Annotated in this window: 19 protein-coding genes; 15 read left to right on the top strand and 4 right to left on the bottom strand. The window is 70.5% G+C overall.

What is annotated here, in order from left to right:
* Positions 1 to 32 precede the first annotated feature (32 nt).
* Together AC6I9V_RS07850 and AC6I9V_RS07845 are read right to left on the bottom strand one after the other, a co-directional pair.
* Positions 33 to 1358, bottom strand: a complete 1326-nt coding sequence (locus AC6I9V_RS07850) for a carboxylesterase family protein (RefSeq protein ID WP_497898974.1) — start codon at positions 1356 to 1358, stop codon at positions 33 to 35.
* A gap of 138 nt (positions 1359 to 1496) precedes the next feature.
* The gene (locus tag AC6I9V_RS07845; protein ID WP_146336118.1) at positions 1497 to 1985 is read right to left on the bottom strand and encodes an inorganic diphosphatase; all 489 of its coding nucleotides are present in this window, start codon (positions 1983 to 1985) and stop codon (positions 1497 to 1499) included.
* Between the two features lie 152 nt (positions 1986 to 2137).
* On the opposite strand from AC6I9V_RS07845, the gene AC6I9V_RS07840 reads away from it, so the two are divergent.
* From AC6I9V_RS07840 to AC6I9V_RS07770, 15 genes are all read left to right on the top strand, one after another.
* Positions 2138 to 3673 carry a D-alanyl-D-alanine carboxypeptidase/D-alanyl-D-alanine-endopeptidase gene (locus AC6I9V_RS07840; RefSeq protein WP_497898973.1) on the top strand — a complete coding sequence of 512 codons (1536 nt, stop codon included), beginning with the start codon at positions 2138 to 2140 and terminating at the stop codon, positions 3671 to 3673.
* A gap of 148 nt (positions 3674 to 3821) precedes the next feature.
* A complete protein-coding gene (locus tag AC6I9V_RS07835; protein WP_497898972.1) occupies positions 3822 to 4964 on the top strand; it encodes a zinc-dependent metalloprotease in 1143 nt (380 codons plus the stop codon).
* Positions 4965 to 5065: 101 nt separating this feature from the next.
* Entirely contained in the window at positions 5066 to 6112 is a 1047-nt protein-coding gene (gene tilS / locus AC6I9V_RS07830; protein ID WP_497900281.1) for a tRNA lysidine(34) synthetase TilS, read from the top strand.
* A gap of 29 nt (positions 6113 to 6141) precedes the next feature.
* Positions 6142 to 6693 (top strand): hypoxanthine phosphoribosyltransferase, encoded by a 552-nt coding sequence (hpt, locus tag AC6I9V_RS07825; protein ID WP_497898971.1) that lies wholly within the window; start codon positions 6142 to 6144, stop codon positions 6691 to 6693.
* Between the two features lie 199 nt (positions 6694 to 6892).
* A complete protein-coding gene (gene ftsH / locus AC6I9V_RS07820; RefSeq protein WP_497898970.1) occupies positions 6893 to 8959 on the top strand; it encodes an ATP-dependent zinc metalloprotease FtsH in 2067 nt (688 codons plus the stop codon).
* A gap of 63 nt (positions 8960 to 9022) precedes the next feature.
* On the top strand, positions 9023 to 9622 hold the full coding sequence (gene folE, locus AC6I9V_RS07815) for a GTP cyclohydrolase I FolE (RefSeq protein WP_497900280.1): 600 nt from the start codon (positions 9023 to 9025) through the stop codon (positions 9620 to 9622).
* A 12-nt stretch (positions 9623 to 9634) separates the two neighbouring features.
* Positions 9635 to 10582: a dihydropteroate synthase gene (gene folP / locus AC6I9V_RS07810; protein WP_497898969.1), complete on the top strand. Its 948-nt coding sequence runs from the start codon at positions 9635 to 9637 to the stop codon at positions 10580 to 10582.
* Positions 10583 to 10592: 10 nt separating this feature from the next.
* A complete protein-coding gene (gene folB, locus AC6I9V_RS07805) occupies positions 10593 to 10952 on the top strand; it encodes a dihydroneopterin aldolase (RefSeq protein ID WP_497898968.1) in 360 nt (119 codons plus the stop codon).
* A complete protein-coding gene (gene folK, locus AC6I9V_RS07800) occupies positions 10949 to 11503 on the top strand; it encodes a 2-amino-4-hydroxy-6-hydroxymethyldihydropteridine diphosphokinase (RefSeq protein ID WP_497898967.1) in 555 nt (184 codons plus the stop codon). The genes folB and folK overlap by 4 nt, the downstream gene beginning before the upstream one ends.
* Entirely contained in the window at positions 11500 to 12024 is a 525-nt protein-coding gene (locus AC6I9V_RS07795; protein WP_497898966.1) for a DUF3180 domain-containing protein, read from the top strand. Before folK ends, AC6I9V_RS07795 begins: the two co-directional genes overlap by 4 nt.
* On the top strand, positions 12005 to 12517 hold the full coding sequence (locus tag AC6I9V_RS07790; RefSeq protein ID WP_497898965.1) for a PH domain-containing protein: 513 nt from the start codon (positions 12005 to 12007) through the stop codon (positions 12515 to 12517). Before AC6I9V_RS07795 ends, AC6I9V_RS07790 begins: the two co-directional genes overlap by 20 nt.
* Entirely contained in the window at positions 12514 to 14091 is a 1578-nt protein-coding gene (locus tag AC6I9V_RS07785) for a PH domain-containing protein (protein WP_497898964.1), read from the top strand. The genes AC6I9V_RS07790 and AC6I9V_RS07785 overlap by 4 nt, the downstream gene beginning before the upstream one ends.
* Entirely contained in the window at positions 14084 to 15001 is a 918-nt protein-coding gene (locus tag AC6I9V_RS07780; protein WP_497898963.1) for a Rossmann-like and DUF2520 domain-containing protein, read from the top strand. The genes AC6I9V_RS07785 and AC6I9V_RS07780 overlap by 8 nt, the downstream gene beginning before the upstream one ends.
* A 1-nt stretch (position 15002) precedes the next feature.
* The gene (gene panC / locus AC6I9V_RS07775) at positions 15003 to 15890 is read left to right on the top strand and encodes a pantoate--beta-alanine ligase (protein WP_497898962.1); all 888 of its coding nucleotides are present in this window, start codon (positions 15003 to 15005) and stop codon (positions 15888 to 15890) included.
* A gap of 183 nt (positions 15891 to 16073) precedes the next feature.
* Positions 16074 to 17576: an MDR family MFS transporter gene (locus AC6I9V_RS07770; protein ID WP_497898961.1), complete on the top strand. Its 1503-nt coding sequence runs from the start codon at positions 16074 to 16076 to the stop codon at positions 17574 to 17576.
* A gap of 26 nt (positions 17577 to 17602) precedes the next feature.
* Here the strand turns inward: AC6I9V_RS07770 and AC6I9V_RS07765 are convergent, their stop codons facing one another.
* Together AC6I9V_RS07765 and AC6I9V_RS07760 are read right to left on the bottom strand one after the other, a co-directional pair.
* On the bottom strand, positions 17603 to 18436 hold the full coding sequence (locus AC6I9V_RS07765) for an alpha/beta fold hydrolase (protein WP_497898960.1): 834 nt from the start codon (positions 18434 to 18436) through the stop codon (positions 17603 to 17605).
* A gap of 51 nt (positions 18437 to 18487) precedes the next feature.
* Positions 18488 to 19111 carry a thymidine kinase gene (locus AC6I9V_RS07760; RefSeq protein WP_349413503.1) on the bottom strand — a complete coding sequence of 208 codons (624 nt, stop codon included), beginning with the start codon at positions 19109 to 19111 and terminating at the stop codon, positions 18488 to 18490.
* Between the last annotated feature and the right edge of the window lie 13 nt (positions 19112 to 19124).

Genomic DNA, 19124 nt, shown 5'->3' with positions numbered 1-19124 from the left:
GCGCCCGGGACAGGGTGCAGTTCGGACACGGATCAGACCGAGCGGTACCGGAGGGCGCCGGGGATCCCGCCCCGGCGCTCCAGGCCCCCGCCGGCGGCAAAGCGGGCCCACAAGGCACGGAGTTCCCGGCCCTGGGCGTTGATGTCCTCCCAGTGCGCGCCCGCGAGCAGTCCGGCTCCGGCCCACGTTTTTTCGTTGCCGAACAGCAGCGGCAGGTCCACGGTGTGCGCGGCGCCATAGGGGTTTCCCGGCGCGGCCCAGGAGAGCACATAGCGGTAGGCCGTGCCCCCGGCCCGGGCATGCCGGCGGGCAAACCGCCGGGCCGCCCTGCCGTAGACCGCCTCGGTCACGGCCCAGCTGATGGCCTTGACGACGGCGGGGCCGAGCACCGGGACCCGGCCCACGCGGCTGACGGCACGGTTGCGTGGCAGGAACATCCGGGCTTCCTCGGAGGTGTGCCCGATCAGGACCTCGATCCCGGGGGCCGTGGAGTTCCAGGCGTCTTCAATGGCGGTCTCCGGCGGCAGCGGGGCATGCCCGTACTGCGTGCCGAACGGCATGGCCGCGATCAGCCCGTATTTCCGGGCCACCTGGGAGACGTGCCCCTCGATCTCGACGACGTCCATTGCCGGGGTGTCCTCGGTGACGGCCTCGGCCGCCACACCCATCGCGGCGCTCATCTTTGCCCGGCCCCGGGTGATGCCCAGCGGGGCACTCTGGATGATCGCGCGCCGGAACAAGGCGGGCGCCTCCGGCGTCGACATCAGGTGCGCGACGGCGTCGCCGCCGGCGGACTGGCCAAACGCCGTGACGTTCTCCTGATCGCCGCCGAACGCGCCGATGTTGCGCCGCACCCAGCGGAACGCCTCGAGCTGGTCCAGCAGGCCAAGGTTCGCGGGCCGGCCGGTGCCGGTGGCCAGGTAGCCGAACAGGCCCAGGCGGTACGTCACGGAGACCACGATCACGCGGTTCTCGGCGACGAGGGCCTTGGGATCGAAGATCGCCAGGTCCCCGGAGCCGGAGGTGTAGGAGCCGCCGTGCAGCCAGACCATCACCGGCACGCGTTCGCCGTCGTGCAGGTCCGCGGGGAGGGTGATCGAGAGCCGCTGGCAATCCTCGCTGCCCGGCAGTTCCCCGTACCGGGTGCCGAGGATGTCATCCAGGAACGGGACCGGGGCCTGCGGGCAGGCCGGGGAGGGCGAAGTGGCCGGGAGCGGCTCGGTCCAGTCGGGGGCGCTGGCCGGGGGCTGGAACCGCGCCGCGGTGGCGTACGGAATACCCGTGGCCCGGAGCACGGCGCCGTCGCGCCATCCGGTGACCGGGCCGCAGGGCGGGCTAAAGGCTGGCTCGGCGTTCATGGACCAACAGTTTCACACAATCCTGACCCGCGGCTGGCAACCCCCGCGGCGGCTTAAACCGCAACGCGGGGTCACTTGCGGCCCATGGCGCTCGGCCGGACGGGCGAAAAGTGACCCCGCGTTGGTGTTACGGACGCGTTAGTGCGTGTGCGGGACGAAGCGCTTGATCGAGGCTTCGAGTTCGGCTTCGGCCGCGGCGCGGTCGCCCCAGCCCTCGGCCTTGACCCACTTGCCGGGCTCCAGGTCCTTGTACCGGGTGAAGAAGTGCTCGATTTCCTTGATCAGGAATTCGCTGACGTCGCTGATCTCGTTGATGTGGTCGAAGCGGGCATCGGCCGGCACGCAGAGGACCTTGGCGTCGCCGCCGCCGTCGTCGGTCATGTTGAAGACGCCGATCGGGCGTGCCTCGACGATCACGCCGGGGTGCAGATCGAAGTCCTGCAGGAGCACCAGCGCGTCCAGCGGGTCGCCGTCTTCACCCAGGGTGTTCTCGAAGAAACCGTAGTGCGTCGGGTACTGCATGGAGGTGAACAGGACGCGGTCCAGGCGGACGCGGCCGGTCTCGTGGTCGACTTCGTACTTGACGCGCGATCCCTTGGGGATCTCGATGGTCACGTCATGCTTCATGGAATGCTCCTCGACGGATTCAGGGGGTGCGCGGCACACGTGAGGCATGGAAAAAGCAGTGCCGGTGCCGCCGACTACTATTGAGGATATAGCGACAGGCCCAGGTTTCAGGAACTAGTGGGGACATTTCGGGACTAAGGACCAGCAGCAGCATGACACGCAGTAAGCGCCGCGCCAGCACGGCTCCGGCGTCCGCACGGCTCGGCCGCATCGTCCCGATGGTGCTCCTGACCCTCCTGGTGGTAGCGCTCCTTCTCCCCGCAGGCATGGCGGTCGGCCCCGGATTCCTCGGTCCCGCCCGGTCGCCGGAGCCGGTGGCGGCCGGACCCTGGCAGCAGCTGCCCGCCACCCTGAGCGCACCGGACGCCGGCGGCCCGGGCGGCGGTGCGCGGCCGCTCAGTGATGCGGCGCCGGTACCCGATGCCGCGGCGCTCGCCGGCCAGCTCGATGCCACCCTGAAGGCCGACGGCGCCGGGTCCTTCACCGGGGTGGTGCAGGACGCCGTCACCGGCGAGGTCCTCTTTGACCGGGGCGGCGACGAGGTCCGCGCCCCGGCCTCGAACATCAAGCTCCTGACCGCCGCGGCCGCGCTGCGCACCCTCGGCCCGGACCGGCGCTTCAGCACCAAAGCCGTTGCCGGCGCCGCACCCGGAACCGTTGTCCTGACCGGCGGCGGCGATGTACTGCTGGGCGCGGGGGAGTCGGCGCCGGATGCGGTGCTGGGCCATGCCGGGCTCGCCACCCTGGCTCAGTCCACCGTCCAGGGGCTCCAGCAGGACGGGGTCTCCGGCCCGGTGACCGTGCTGCTGGACGACACTCTGTTCACCGGCCCGCCGCTCAGCCCGGCCTGGAGCCCGGAAGACGTTGCCGCCGGCGAGGTGGCCCCGCTATTCCCGCTGGCCCTGAATTCGGCCCGCTTCGAACCCGGCACCACCACCGGTCCCCGCCCGCGGGACGCCGCCATGGCCGCCGCCGAGGCCTTCGCGGCGCGGCTCACGGCAGCCGGCGCCGCCGCGGGGATCACCGTGACCCCCGGCGTCGCCCGGGTGCCGGCCACGGAGAAGGCCCCGGAGAAGACGCCGGGCGACGCCGGCAGCCAGGCCGGGGGGCGCGCCGGGAAGGTCCTGGCCCAGGTCGAGTCGGCTACCGTAGGCCAGCAGGTGGACCTGCTGCTGCGCACCTCGGACAACTACCTCACCGAGGTCATGGGCAGGATGGTGGCGTCGGCCAGCGGCAAACCGGCCAGCAACGACGGCGCCGTCGCCGCCGTGCTGCAACAGCTCGAGGAGCTGAAGATCCCGTCGGCCACGCTCCGGGCGGCCGACCTGGCCGGACTGACCCTGGCGAACCAGGTCTCGGCCCGGCAGCTCTCCGCCGTCGTCCGGGCGATGACCACCGGGGCGGACAGCCGGCTGCGTTCCGCCCTGGCCGGCTTCCCGGTGGCCGGGCTGACCGGAACACTCGGCAGCCGGTACACGGACACCAGCACCGCCCGGGGCGCCGGCCTGGTCCGTGCCAAGACCGGAACGTTGAACACGGTTATCGCGCTCAGCGGCTACGTGGTGGACGCCGACGGCCGGCTGCTGGTCTTCTCCTTCATCGGCAACAACCTGACGCCCGGCGCGGCCGGCAACAAGGCAGCCCTGGACCGGACCGCCTCCGCCCTGGCCGCCTGCGGCTGCCGCTGATGCTGCGCCGTTTCGACGGTTCCCCGCGCACTCGATGCGCAGAGACGTCTAACCTGCAGGGAACCGTCTAACCGGCGATCACCGGCTGCGCGTTCGCCGGCCGACGAATTAAGGCGGATTGCCGGCCCGCTGTGATCTGATGGGGGCTATGGAGTCCTCTTCGCGCGAGACATCAGCCCAGGCCCCCGCCGGGACCGCAGCCCAGGCCCAGGCCCTGATCAACTGGGACCTGGCCGCCTCCACCGCGGCGCGGCTGACCCCGGCCGGCCCGACGCTGGGGTCCGCGGAGATCGGCGCCGCCGTCGAAAACCTGCGGCTTATGGCGGACATCTCCGTACCGCACGTGCACGACATCACCGGGCTTGAGGCGGCCCGCGACCTCCGCGACTCGTCCGTCCTGGTGGTGGACCGCGCCTCCTGGGCCAAGGCCAACACGCAAAGCTTCGCCGTGATGCTGCAGCCGGCGATCGAGAAAATGCTCGAAAGCCGCCGCGGGACCGTGGGCCCCGGCGCGGCCAGCGTCAGCGGCGCCATCACGGGCAGCCAGCTGGGAGCGATCCTGGCATTCCTCTCCTCCAAGGTCCTGGGCCAGTACGACCCCTTCTCCGCCCTGGCCCCGAACTCCACGGCCCCCGCCGCCGGCCGGCTGCTCCTCGTGGCGCCCAACATCGTCTCAGTGGAACGCGAGCTCAACGTCGCGCCCGAGGATTTCCGGCTCTGGGTGTGCCTGCACGAGCAGACCCACCGCGTGCAGTTCGCCGCCGCCCCGTGGCTGCGCCACCACATGCTGGACCAGATCGAGAACCTCAGCGTCCACCTGCTGGGCAACGTCGACTCGATCATGGAACGGGCCGCCGCGGCCGCGAAATCGCTCCGGGACCGCTCCTGCCCCGGCGCGGCGCCGGGACGCGGCGCCATCCTGGACCTGCTCCAGGACCCCGAGGAGCGGGCGGCGATCTCCCACCTCACCGCCGTGATGAGCCTGCTGGAAGGCCACGCCAACGTGGTGATGGATGCCGTGGATGCCAGCATCGTGCCGTCGGTCAAGACCATCCGGCAGCGTTTCAACGCCCGCGGCAAGGACCGCGGCACCATCGAGAAGTTCATCCGGAGCCTGCTCGGCCTGGACGCGAAGATGCGCCAGTACAGCGACGGCTCGAAGTTCGTCCGCGAAGTGGTGGACGCCGCCGGGATGCCAGGCTTCAACCGGGTCTGGGAGTCCGCCGACCACCTCCCCACCGAACCCGAAATCCACGACTCGAAGCTCTGGCTCGAACGGATGGGGCTCTAGTCCCCGTGCCCGCCAATACCCACCCGGACCTGCCGGGGGCTTCCCGCGGACGACGCCGGCCCGGCCGGCTGGCGCCCGTCGTCGGCAAGGCGCGGAAGAAACTGCAGGACGCCCTCGCCGACGCCGGCTACCCCGCACGGGTCCTCGTGGCCTGCAGCGGCGGCCCTGACTCGCTCGCCCTCGCCGCCGTCGCCGCCTACTTTGCCCGACGCGGCCATGTGGACGGGCACCCGGTCTCCGTTGGCGCCGTTGTGGTGGACCACCAGCTGCAGCCCGGTTCCGCCGGCGTCGCCGCCGCGGCGGCCGCGGCGCTGACCGAGCTGGGCCTCGCGCCGGTCCAGGTCCGGACCGTCGACGTCGCCCCCACCGGGATGGGCCCGGAAGCCGCCGCCCGGGACGCCCGGCACGCCGCCCTCGAGGCCGCCGCCGAGGACACCGGCGCCGCGGCCGTCCTGCTCGGCCACACCCTGGACGACCAGGCCGAACAGGTCCTGCTGGGACTGGCCCGCGGCTCCGGAACCCGCTCGCTGGCGGGGATGCGGCCGGTCCGCGGCCGCCTGCTGCGGCCGTTCCTGGGCCTGCGCCGGGCCGAGACGCTGGAAATCTGCGCCGCCGAGGGACTGGACCCCTGGCACGACCCCAGCAACGAGGACCCCTCCTTTGCGCGGTCCCGGACCCGGGTGGAGGTCCTGCCGATGCTGGAGGACAAACTCGGCCCCGGGGTCGCCGAGTCGCTGGCCCGGACCGCGGCGATCCTGCAGCTCGACGCCGACTACCTCGAGGATGTGGCAAACGACACCTTCGCCCGGCTGCAGGAGCGCACCGGCACGGAGCTCGGCGCGGAGCTGGCCCTGCCCGAGGCCGCGCTGCGCGACCTGGCGCCGGCGCTGAGGTTCCGGGTGATCGCCAAGGCCGCCGCCGCCGTTGGAGGCCAACAGCCCAGCTACCAGCGGCTGCTGGCCGCCGAAGCGCTGCTGCGCCGGCACGGATCGGCCGGGCCGGTGGAGCTGCCCGGCGGCGTGAGCGTCTACCGGCTCTCGCTCGCCCAGCTGTCCGCGGCGGAGCCGTCCGCACCCGCCGGCGTTCCCCGCGGGGGCGCACGCTGTGGGAAGCTTGTATTCCGGCCTCAAAAACCGCCCCAAGAATAGTCGCACCCGCATCTACACAGGAGCCATTGGTGGATTCAAACGACGTCCAGGCAGACCTCAAGCACGTTCTCTACTCCAGGGAGCAGATCCAGACCCGGATCACTGAACTCGCTGCCCAGATCGACAAGGACTACGAAGGCCGCGATCTGCTGATCGTCGGTGTGCTCAAGGGCGCCGTTATGGTCATGGCCGACCTGGCCCGGGCGCTGCACAGCCACGTCTCGATGGACTGGATGGCTGTGTCCTCCTACGGCTCCGGCACCCAGTCCTCCGGCGTGGTCCGGATCCTCAAGGACCTCGACACCGACCTGATGGGCAAGGACGTCCTGATCGTCGAAGACATCATCGATTCCGGCCTGACGCTGTCCTGGCTCAAAACCAACCTGGAATCCCGCGGCCCCGCCTCGGTGGAGATCTGCACCGCCTTCCGCAAGCCCACCGCCGCGAAGGTCCAGATCGACGTCAAGTACGTCGGCTACGACATCCCCAACGAATTCGTCGTCGGCTACGGCCTGGACTACGCCGAGAAGTACCGCAACCTCGACTTCGTCGGCACCCTCGCGCCGCACGTTTACGAGTAACCACGCGTCCTTCCTCCGGCCCGGCGGCGGGTCAATTCCGCACCCGCACAGCCCTCCGCTACGCCGACAGGGAACTTTTGGCTTTGACCGTGCGTGAGTCACTGCGACGGTGTATAGCTAGAACCTGACGCAGCACCCACGCGCGCAAATCGGTCGCCGTGCAGCACTACCAGGAGGGACGGGGCCAGCCCCCGATCAGATGAAAGCTAAGAGTTTCTTCAAGGGCCCGGGCATCTGGATTGTCGTTGTAATCGGCATGCTCCTGCTGGCCTTTGCCACGCTGGCCCCGGGCGGCTCGGCCCGCATCGACACGGACAAGGGCCTGGCGCTCCTGACCGCCGGCGGCAAGGTCGAGCAGGCCAAGATCTTCGACGCCGAGAACCGCGTGGACCTGGTCCTGAAGGACAATCTGCAGGTCGACGGGCAGGACAAGGGCAAGAACGTCCAGTTCTACTTCGTCAACGCCCGCGCGCTCGACGTCGTCAAGGCCGTGACCGACTCGAAGCCGCCGAGCGGCTTCACGGACCAGCCGGTTGAGACCAACTGGTTCTCCGGCCTGTTCTCCCTGCTGGTCCCGGTGCTGCTGCTGGGTGTGCTGTTCTGGTTCCTGCTCTCCCGGATGCAGGGCGGCGGCTCCAAGGTCATGCAGTTCGGCAAGTCCAAGGCCAAAATGGTCAACAAGGACATGCCCCAGGTGACCTTCAGCGACGTCGCCGGTGCCGACGAAGCCGTCGAGGAACTCCAGGAAATCAAGGAGTTCCTCCAGGAACCGGCCAAGTTCCAGGCCGTGGGCGCGAAGATCCCCAAGGGCGTGCTGCTGTACGGCCCTCCCGGCACCGGCAAGACCCTGCTGGCCCGCGCCGTCGCCGGTGAGGCCGGCGTGCCGTTCTTCTCCATCTCCGGTTCCGACTTTGTGGAAATGTTCGTCGGCGTCGGCGCCTCCCGTGTCCGCGACCTGTTCGAACAGGCCAAGCAGAATTCACCGGCCATCATCTTCGTGGACGAGATCGACGCCGTCGGCCGGCACCGCGGCGCCGGGATCGGCGGCGGCAACGACGAACGCGAGCAGACCCTCAACCAGCTCCTGGTTGAAATGGACGGCTTCGACGTCAAGACCAACGTCATCCTGATCGCTGCGACCAACCGCCCCGACGTGCTCGACCCCGCCCTGCTCCGGCCGGGCCGCTTCGACCGGCAGATTTCGGTCGAGGCCCCGGACCTGATCGGCCGCGACCAGATCCTGAAAGTCCACGCCAAGGGCAAGCCGATGGCTCCCGGCGTCGACCTCAAGGCCGTCGCCAAGAAGACCCCCGGCTACACCGGCGCGGACCTGGCCAACGTCCTCAACGAGGCCGCCCTGCTCACGGCCCGGTCCAACGCCAACCTGATCGATGACCGCGCCCTCGACGAGGCCATTGACCGTGTTATGGCCGGCCCGCAGAAGCGCAGCCGGGTCATGAAGGAACACGAGCGCAAGGTCACCGCCTATCACGAGGGTGGACACGCCCTGGTGGCGGCGGCGCTGCGGAATTCGGCGCCGGTCACCAAGATCACCATCCTGCCCCGCGGCCGCGCCCTCGGCTACACCATGGTGGTGCCGGAGAACGACAAGTACTCCGTGACCCGCAACGAACTGCTCGACCAGATGGCCTATGCCATGGGCGGCCGGGTGGCCGAGGAACTCGTCTTCCACGACCCCTCCACCGGTGCGTCCAACGACATCGAGAAGGCCACCGGGATCGCCCGCAAGATGGTCACCGAATTCGGCATGAGTGAGCGCGTCGGCGCCGTGCGCCTCGGCCAGGGCGGCGGCGAGCCCTTCCTGGGCCGCGACGCCGGGCACGAACGCAACTACTCGGACCAGATCGCCTACGTGGTGGACGAGGAGGTGCGCCGCCTGATCGAGGGCGCGCACGACGAGGCCTACGCCATCCTGACCGAGAACCGCGACGTCCTGGACCAGCTGGCGCTGGAGCTGCTGGAACGCGAAACGCTGAACCAGCACGAGATCGCCCAGGTCTTCACGAACATCCGTAAGCGCGATTTCCGCGAGATCTGGCTCTCCAAGGAAAGCCGGCCGATCCAGGCCGTCGGCCCGGTGGAGTCTCGCCGCGAAAAAGCCGAGCGCGAGGCGCAGGAGGAAGCCAAGGAAGCCCGGCTCGAGGAGCCGCTGGACACCCGGCCCCCGCACGCCCAGGGTGTCCCTGGACAGGAGCCCTTCCAGGGCGGCGTGACCGATCTGGGGCCCGACGGCCATCCCGGCTAGGCTTCTTCTGTGACTTCCTACTTCGACGACGACGACGTTCCCGCCACCGCCGCGCCCCTCCCTGTGGATGGGGCGGCGGTGGACGGGCACTCAGGCAGCAAGGTGGACCGCCCGCGGATCCAGGCGGCGGTGCGCGAGATCCTGCTCGCCATCGGCGAAGACCCGGACCGCAGCGGCCTGCTCGACACCCCGAAGCGGGTGGCCAAGGCCTACGCCGAGATGTTCGCCGGCCTGCACCACGACCCGGCGGAGATCCTCGCCACCACCTTCGACCTGGACCATGAGGAACTGGTCCTGGTCAAGGACATCCCGTTCTACTCGACCTGCGAGCACCACCTGGTGCCGTTCCACGGGGTGGCCCACGTCGGCTACATCCCCTCGCATGACGGCAAGGTCACCGGGCTGAGCAAGCTGGCCCGGCTGGTGGACATGTTCGCCCGCCGCCCGCAGGTGCAGGAGCGGCTGACCACCCAGATCGTCGAAGCCCTCACCACCCACCTGAAGCCGCGCGGCGCGATCGTCGTGGTCGAATGCGAACACCTGTGCATGTCCATGCGCGGCATCCGCAAGCCCGGCGCGAGGACCGTCACCAGCGCGGTCCGCGGGCAACTGCATGACCCGGCCACCCGCGCCGAAGCCATGAGCCTCATCCTCGGAAGGTAAGAAAACCACACTATGGACTCCCTCGCCGCAGCCCCCGGAACGGGACCTGCCACCTCGCCCCTGCCCGTGCTGCGCAAGCCGCGCCCGGCCGCGAGCTTCAAGGACCTGCCCACGGACCGGACGCTGGTGATGGGGATCCTGAACGTCACCCCGGATTCGTTTAGCGACGGCGGCAAGCACGCCACCTCCGACACCGCCGTCGCCGCCGGCCTGCGGATGTACTACGCCGGCGCGGACATCATCGACGTCGGCGGGGAATCCACCCGCCCCGGCGCCGCCGAAGTCAGCGTCGAGGAGGAACAACGCCGGGTGCTGCCCGTGATCGAGGCCCTGGTCAAGGCCGGCGCCCTGGTCAGTATCGACACCACCCACGCGGCCACCGCCGAGGCGGCGCTGGCCGCCGGGGCCACGATCATTAACGACGTCTCCGGCCTCACGATCGAGCCGGCTATGATTGAGCTCGTGGCGCGCAGCAAGGCCCCCTATATCCTCACGCACCGCCGCGGTGACGCCGGCACCATGGACTCCCTGACGGACTACCGCGATGTCGCCAAGGAGGTCGCCGCCGAACTCGCCGGAATCCGGGACAGGCTGTACGCCGCCGGGGCCACGCCGGAGCAGATCATCGTGGATCCCGGGCTGGGCTTCGCGAAGACTGAGGCGCAGAACTGGGAACTGCTGCGGGGCCTGGACGTGCTCCAGGGGCTGGGGCACAAGATCCTCGTCGCCGCGTCCCGCAAACGCTTCCTCGGCAGCCTGCTGACCGTCGCCGGCAAGTCCGCCCCGCCCCAGGAACGGGATGCCGCCACCGCCGCCGTGACCGCCATCAGCGCCTACCGTGGCGCCTGGGCCGTCCGGGTGCACGACGTCGGCCCCAGCCTCGACGCCGTCAAGGTCGCCGCCCGCATCGCCCCGGCCGCCGGCCCGTCGCCGGTGCCCGCCGCGCCCGGCAACAGCTGACCGGCCGGCCATGGACCGGATCACGCTGAGCGGTGTCACCGCCGTCGGGCACCACGGGGTGTTCGACTTCGAACGCCGGGAGGGCCAGCCGTTCGTCGTCGACGCGGTGCTGCACCTGGACTTCAGCAAGGCCGCGGCGTCCGACGACGTCCTGGACACCGCGCATTACGGCGAGGTGGCCGAGGTGATCCGCGGCTGGATCACCGGCGCCCCGCTGAACCTGATCGAGGCCCTTGCCGTGCGGATCGCCGAGGACGTGCTGCAGCGCTTCCCGGTGGCGGCGGTGGACATCACGGTGCACAAGCCGCAGGCCCCGATCGAGGTCGACTTCGGCGACGTGTCCGTCAGCGTGCACCGGGACCGGCCATGAATGTCCAGCCCGCCGCCTACACGCGGGCCGTGATCGCCCTCGGCAGCAACCTGGGGGCCCGCAACGACACGCTTTCCGCCGCGGTCGCGGACCTCGTCGACCCGCCGGAAGTGCGGCTGCTGGCCATTTCGCCGATCGTGCAGACGAAGGCCGTGGGGGGCCCCGCCCACCAGCCCGATTTCCTGAACATGGTGATCGCCGTGGAAACCTCGCTGAGCCCGGAGGAACTGCTGCGGCACTGCCACGCGGTGGAGCAGAAGCACCTGCGTGTGCGCGAGGTCCACTGGGGCCCCCGTACGCTCGACGTCGACATCATCACCTACGGTGACGTGGTGAGCTCCGACCCCGAACTGACCCTCCCGCACCCGCGGGCCGCGGAACGCGCCTTCGTGCTGTACCCGTGGTCCCTGATCGACCCCGCGGCCGAGCTCAACGGCGAACGGGTGGGCGAACTGGCCGCCAGGGCCGCCGATTTCCCAGACCTCAGGCCTTTCGACGGCTTCGAGGGCCTCAACGGCGTGGCCGGGGCCGGCGCGGTGGGGGCCCCGTGAAGCTGACCAACCCCCTCGTGCTGCTGGTGATCGGCGTCGGACTGGCCGCCGCGGGCTGGTTCGCCACCCTGATGGCCGGCCGTTACAGCCTCGCCACCCCGGTGTTGCCGCTGACCGGCCTGGTCACCATGGGCGTGATCGTGGTCCTGACCCTGGTCCTCGGGATCCGGGTACTGCGCTGGCGCAACGGCAAAAAGAAGAAAATGCTCAACCCGATCCTGGCCGCCTGGACCCTGGTCCTCGCCCAGGCATGCGCGTACACCGGCGCCATGCTGTTGGGCTGGCACGCCGGGATCTTCCTGGACCAGCTCCGGCTGTGGAATGTGCGCAGCGGGCAGGCCATCACCTGGCAGACGCTGGTCATGGCCGGCGGCGGCCTCGTCATGATTGTGGTGGGCCTGGTGGTGGAGCGGTTCTGCCGCATTCCGCCCGAGGACGGCGACGCCGACGGGACCCCGGGGCTGCAGGGCAAGCGCGGCAAACCGAAGGCGGAGGGCGAATATGCGTACCGAGGCGATTGACCCGCCGGGCGTGTCCTGGCTGCGGGTCTCACCGAAGTACGTCACCGTGCGGGTCGCCGGCTGGGCGCTGGGCAACCTCATCGCCGTCGTGGTGCTGTCCCTGCCGCTTGTGCTGGTCCTGAACGGGGCGTGGCCCTGGCCCCCGCTTTGGCTCGCCGTTGCCGTCCCCGCCGCGGCCTTCCTGCTCGCCCTCTGGCGGCTGCTGCTCATCCCGCGCCAGGTGCGGTCCATCGGCTACGCCGAACGCGAGGATGACCTGCTGATCCGCCGCGGCATCTTTTTCCAGCGTGTGCTGGTGGTGCCCTACGGGCGGATGCAGTACGTGGACATCGGCGCGGGCCCGGTGGAACGCGGCCTCGGCCTGTGCACGCTCAAGCTCCACACCGCCTCGGCCGGAACCAGCGCTGAAATCCCCGGCCTGCCTGCCGCCGAAGGGGCGCGGCTGCGTGAACAGCTCTCCGCCCGCGGCGAGGCCCGGCTGGCCGGACTGTGACGGCCACCGGGGACGGCTGGCAGCGCGTGCATCCGGCGTCGCCCTTTGTCCGGGGCTGGGTGGCGCTGGCCGCCCTCTTCTTCTTCTTTGGCCGCGACTCCTTCGAACGCCTGCTCCAGGGCGGCCCGGTCTTTGACGAGCGGCTCGCCGGACGCGCCCCCTGGCTGCTGCTCGGCGGCGGCACGGTGCTGCTGCTGACCGTGCTCGGCTTTGTACTGAGCTGGTATTTCACCCGCTACCAGGTGGCGGACGGCTACGTCCGTGTCAACACCGGATTCCTGTTCAAGCAGCAGCGCCAGGCCAGGCTGGACCGGGTCCAGGCGATCGACGTCGTGCAGCCCCTGCTCGCACGGATCTTCGGGCTCGCGGAGCTCAGGTTCGAGGTGGCCGACGCCGGCCAGTCCGCGGTGCACCTGGCCTACCTGCGCGCCGACGAGGCCCGCCGGCTCCGCGCGGCCATCCTGGCCAGCGCCTCCGGAGCCGCCGGCGCGACGGGTCCCGCCGGCGCGACAGGACCCGCCGGCGCGACGGCGCGGCCCGGGACGCCCGTTCCGGCCGCAGTGGAGGCTCCGGAACACACCGTGCTGACCGTTCCACCGCCCCGCCTGGCCGGATCGTTGGTGCTGAGCGAGCAGAGCGTCTTCATTGTCCTGGCAGCCGTGGCCTCGGTGGTGCTCTCCGCCGTGACCGAGAATCGCAGTTTCTATTTCTACCTGATCCCTGCCGGCCTGGGCCTCGTGGCGGCGTACTGGAACTCCTTCAACAAGGGCTACAACTTCACCGCCGCCGTTTCCGCCGACGGGATCCGGCTGCACTACGGCCTGCTGGACACCCAGGCCCAGACCCTGCCGCCGGGCCGGATCCAGGCCCTGCGTGTCAGCCAGCCCCCGCTGTGGCGGATCTTCGGCTGGTACCGGATCCAGGTCAACGTGGCCGGCTACGGGGCCGCGGGAAGGAACGGCGAGGGTTCCTCCCGGACCACCCTGCTCCCGGTCGGGACCCTGGCGGAGGTGTTCACCATGCTGTCGCTGGTCCTTCCCGATCCCGGGACCCCGGAACCCGTGCGGGTTTTCACCGCGGGGCTGCACGGAGTCGCCCCGGCCAACGGCGGCGCCCCCGGTGCTGCGGGCGCTTCCGCAGCCGCGGACGAAAGCGGCTTCGTCACCACCCCGCGGCGGTCGCGCCTGCTGGCCCCGCTGGGTTGGCGGCGCAACGGCTTTGCCGCCACCGGCACCGCGCTGCTGATCCGCTCCGGCCGCTGGTGGCGCCAGCTCGTGCTGGTTCCGCACCAGCGCACCCAGTCGATGGCGCTGCAGCAGGGGCCGCTGGCCCGGCGCTTCCGGGTTGCGGACCTGGTCCTGCACACCACCGCCGGTCCGGTGGCGCCACGGCTGGTCCAGGCCGGGCTGGACGAGGCCCGGGCCCTGCTGGACGCGCAGGCGGCCCGCGCCCGGACGGCGCGGAAACGGCAGACCAGCGAACACTGGCTCGCCGGGGCCGCACCCGTCGAACCCGCGGCCGTCGAACCCGAGGCCGTCGAACCCGCACCACAGGAAGGGCCGCAGCATGGCTAAGCCAGGACGCCTCGGCGTCGGAATCATTGGAGCCGGCAAGGTGGGGGCCGTCCTGGGGGCGGCCCTGCGCGCCGCGGAGCACGCCGTCGTCGGGGTCTCCGCCGTGTCGGACGCGAGCCGCGACCGCGCCGAAACACTGCTGCCCGGCGTCCCCATCCTTGAGGTGCAGGACATCGTGGAGCGCGCCGAATTGGTGCTCCTGGCCGTCCCGGACGACGCCCTCGGCCCCCTCGTGGAGGGCCTCGCGAAGCTCGGGGCCTGGCAGCCCGGCCAGCTCGTGGCCCACACCTCGGGGCGGTTCGGCGTCGGGATCCTGCATCCAGTCCGCGCCGCCGGGGCCATCCCGCTGGCGCTGCACCCTGCCATGACGTTCACCGGCATGAGCCTGGACCTCACCCGGCTGCTGGACTGCAGCTTCGGCGTGACGGCGGATCCGGCCATGCTGCCGATCGCGCAGGCCCTCGTGGTGGAGATGGGCGCCGAACCGGTAGCGATCGCCGAGGCGGACCGCACTCTGTACCACGCTGCCCTGGCGCACGGTTCCAACCACCTGGTCACGCTGGTGGCGCAGGCGTCCGAACTGCTGCGCGAAGTCGGCGTCGAGTCACCGGAACGTATGCTGGGTCCGTTGCTGCGCGCCAGCCTGGAGAACGCCCTCGCCTCGGGGGAGTCCGCGCTGACCGGGCCCGTGGCGCGTGGGGACGTGGGGACGGTCGCCGCGCACACCGAGGCCCTGCGCGAACTCGGCGGCGGCTCGGGCGATATTCTGGACGCGTACCTGGCCATGGCGCGGGCGACGGCCCGCCGTGCCGGCAGCCGCGGGCTGCTCAGGCCGGAGCAAATCGACGGCATCAGGCAGGCCCTCGAGGGCCCCGGCACCGACGGCCCGCATCCCGAGGAAGGACCCTGAGATGGCCATCCGGATTGTAACCACGGCGGCGGAGCTCCGCAAGGAGAGCGCACGCCTGCTCACCGAAAAGGGCGGCACCTCGCAGGGGCTGGTGCCCACCATGGGCGCCCTGCACGAGGGCCACGCCCGGCTGGCGCGCACCGCCGTCGAGCAGAACGACGTTGTGGTGGCCAGTATCTTCGTCAACCCGCTGCAGTTCGGCGAGGCCGTGGACCTCGACCGCTACCCGCGCACCCTCGAGGCGGACCTGGCCCTGCTCGACGCCGAAGGGGTCGACCTGGCCTTCGCACCGTCGGTGGACGAGGTCTACCCCGGCGGGGAACCGATGGTGCGGATCACCTCCGGCGTGCTCGCGGAAAAATGGGAGGGTGCGTCCCGGCCCGGGCACTTCGACGGTGCCCTGACGGTGGTTGCGAAGCTGCTGCACTACGGGCTTCCCGGCGCAGGCCAGGCCGCCTACCGGGCCTATTTCGGCCAGAAGGACGCCCAGCAGCTGGCCTTGGTCCAGCGGATGGTCGCGGACCTGAACTTCCCGGTGGAGATCGTGCCGGTGCCGATCGTGCGGTCCCCGGACGGGCTGGCGCTCTCCAGCCGTAACCGGTTCCTCTCGGCCGCCGAACGTGAGGCCGCCCTTGTGCTGTCCCGGGCGTTGCGGCTGGTCGAGGAGCGGGCCAACGCCCACGAGCCGCTCGACCTGGATTCGGCCCGGGCGCTGGTGGAGTCCCAGCCGCTCGTGGCGCTGGACTATTTCGACGTCGTGGATCCGCGCACCCTCGATCCCCTCGCCGAGAACTGCCGGGAAACCCCGTTCCGCGGCGAAGGCCTGGTGCTGATCGCGGCCAAAGTCGGCCCGGTGCGGCTGATCGACAACGTCCCGCTGAACTCCTGACCCCGCGTCGCTCCCGAAGAAGCAACGCGGGGTCACCTAGCGCCGGTCCATGGGTCCAGCATGGGCCGTAAGTGACCCGGCGTTGTTTTGCCGTGTCGGGAATTACCGGCGCGAACGGCTGGTTGGAAATCGTAGTGGCGACGATGCGCGCCGAATCCACTTCAACTCCCTGAGGGAATCCCCATGCCAGCAGATGCCCCTTCCAACGTCCAAGCCAGCGTGGCGCCGCCGCCCAGGACCGACGACGCCGTCCCGGCGACGTCGCAGCGCGGGGACACCCCGGCGGCCGGGCCGGAGAAGCTGTCCAGGGAGTCCGTGACCATCATCGCGACCCTGCTGGTGGCCACCTTTGTGGTGATCCTGAACGAGACCATCATGAACGTGGCCCTGCAGCGGCTGATGGTGGATCTGCGGGTCGACGCGCCCACCGTGCAGTGGCTGTCCACCGGTTTTATGCTGACCATGGCGGTGGTCATTCCCACCACCGGGTTCATCCTGCAACGGCTCTCCACCAGGGCGGTCTTTATGCTGGCCATGGGGCTGTTCTCCGGGGGGACCCTGCTGGCGGCCCTGGCGCCGGGCTTCGAGGTCCTGCTGCTGGCCCGGATCATCCAGGCCGGCGGCACCGCCATCATGCTGCCGCTACTGATGACCACCATCCTCACTCTGGTCCCGGTGTCACGCCGCGGCGCCGTGATGGGCAACGTGAGCATCGCGATCTCCGTGGCGCCGGCTATGGGCCCCACGGTCTCCGGGCTGATCCTGCAGCACTTCTCCTGGCGGTTCATGTTCGTCTTCGTCCTGCCGATCGCCCTGCTGGCGTTCGGCATTGGCGCCAGGTTCCTGCGGAACATCGGCGAAAACGAAAAGACCCGGCTCGACGCGCTCTCCGTGGTGCTGACGGTGCCCGCGTTCGGCGGCGTCGTCTACGGCCTGAGCCAGATCGGCGGCGGCAAGGGAGGGCCCTCGGCCGCGGCGGTGGCGGCGCTCGCCGTCGGCGTCGTGGCCCTGCTGGCCTTTGTCCTGCGCCAGCTCCGGCTGCAGAAGTCCAACGAACCGCTCCTGGACCTGCGCGCCTTCAACTTCCGGATGTTCACCGTCTCCGTGCTGCTCCTCGTGGTGGCGATGATTGCATTGTTCGGCGCCGTCATCCTGCTGCCCCTGTACCTGCAGGAAATCCGCGGCCTCAAGTCGCTGGAAACCGGGCTCGCACTGCTGCCGGGCGGGCTCGCGATGGGCCTGCTTGGCCCGTTCATCGGCCGGCTCTTCGACAAGGTCGGCCCGCTTCCCCTGACCGTCACGGGCTCGGCCCTGATGGTGCTCTCGCTCTGGCAGTTCTCCGGGCTGGACGCCCAGACGCCGGTGGCCTGGATCATTGCCCTGCACGTGACGCTGAGCCTGGGCCTGGCGCTGCTGTTTACCCCTGCCTTCACCACCGGGCTTAACCCGCTGCCGCCGCACCTGTACTCCCACGGCTCGGCCATCATGAGCACGCTGCAGCAGGTCGCGGGCGCGGCCGGAACCGCGCTGCTGGTCTCGATCTTTGCGGTCGTCTCGGCCGGCTCCGGGATCGTCGCCGGCATGCACGCCGCGTTCCTGACAGCGGCCGCGATAGCGCTCGCCGCCGTCGTGCTGTCCGTGCTGATGCGCAAGACGGAGGGCGCCGGCGGCCCCGCGGCCCACTGACCCGGCCGGCCCGGGGCCGGAGAGGCTTAGCCTGCGAAGAACGCGCTGAGTTCGGAGATGAGCTTGTCCGGCGCCTTGTTGACGCCGTCGTGGCCCATGCCCGGGAGGATCGTGTAGCTGGAGCCGGAGAGCACGTCGTGGATCTGCCCGCAGGCCACGCCGAAGTACGCGGGGCTCTTCTCGCCCACGATGATCAGCGTCTCGAGCGGCAGCTCCAGGAACGGCTCGGCCGGCATGTCCGCGGCAATGATCGCCTTGATCTCGCGGACCCCGGTCTGCATGAGCTCCCGCAGCTGCTTGCCAACGGGCGTTCCGGCGGTGAGCTTGTTCGCCAGCGTCAGCATGGACAGCGGCATCCGGGACAGGGCGCTGCCGGTTTCGAGGCCGCGGACCAGCACGGCGAGGGCGCGGTCGTCGTCGCCCGCCGCGGTCAGGCGCTCGTACTCGGGGGTCCAGTCCGCCGTGACGCTGTGGTTCACCGAGACCGCCGGGTCGTACACGGCGAGGCGCTCTACCGGCAGGGTCCGGGCGGCGTGCAGCGCCACCGCGCCGCCGAAGCTGTGGCCGAAGACGTCGGTGCTCGCGGTGTGCTTCATCACGGCATCCAGGTCGTGGATGTCCACGTCCAGCGTGTAATCCTCCGGCTGCGGCGAGGACGAACCGCGGCCGCGCCGGTTGAAAGTGTGGACCGGCCGGCCCAGGGCGGCGCTGAGCTTCTGGGCAAAACGGGTGTAGTCAGCGGCCGTCACCATCGAGGCCGGCACAACGACGACGCCGGAACCCGCCGAGGCGAGGTCCGCGCCCGTGCTGAAGAGCTCGAGGGTGCCGCCGTCGGGGGTTCTGATGTTCTCGCGGGTCATGCTCCGAGCCTAGCCGAGGCGCCCGGTTCCGCGTAGCAGGGGTGGCCCCGGCTAGCCCAGCCTGCCGCCGGAGATTTCGAGATAGCAGGAGCCGCACAGCGATTCGTACCAGGCGTCCTGCCCGTCGATCGCCACCTGGTCGCCGTCGAACACCACCTCGTCGCCGATCCGGCGGGTGTTGAAGATGGCCTTGCGGCCGCAGCGGCAGATGGTCTTGAGCTCCTCCAGGGTGTGCGCGATCTCCAGGAGCCGGAGCGATCCCGGGAAGGCGCGCGTCCGGAAATCGGTGCGGATGCCGTAGGCGAGCACGGGGACGTTGTCCAGCACGGCGATGCGGAAGAGGTCGTCCACCTGCTCGGGCTCGAGGAACTGGGCCTCGTCCACCAGCAGGCAGGCCACCGGCGGCGTGTCCACGTGCTGGAGCAGGGCGTCCGGGTCGTCGCCGTGGGCGTGCGCGGAAAACAGTTCCCGGACGGAGGCCCCGGCGGGGACCAGGAAATCCACCGAGCGCGTCATCCCCAGCCGGGACACGACGTCGGCGTCGCCCTTGGTGTCGACGTCCGGCTTGGCGAGCACAACCCTTTGGCCCCGCTCCTCGTAGTTGAACGCGGCCTGCAGCAGGCCCGTCGACTTGCCGGAGTTCATCGCGCCGTAACGGAAGTAGAGCTTGGCCAAGGGGTTCCTTTCG

The sequence above is a fragment of the Arthrobacter sp. SlRoot2-15 genome (genome assembly GCF_059739345.1).
Note: the sequence above shows the minus strand (reverse complement) of the source record. Positions and strands in the feature narration are given on the sequence as shown.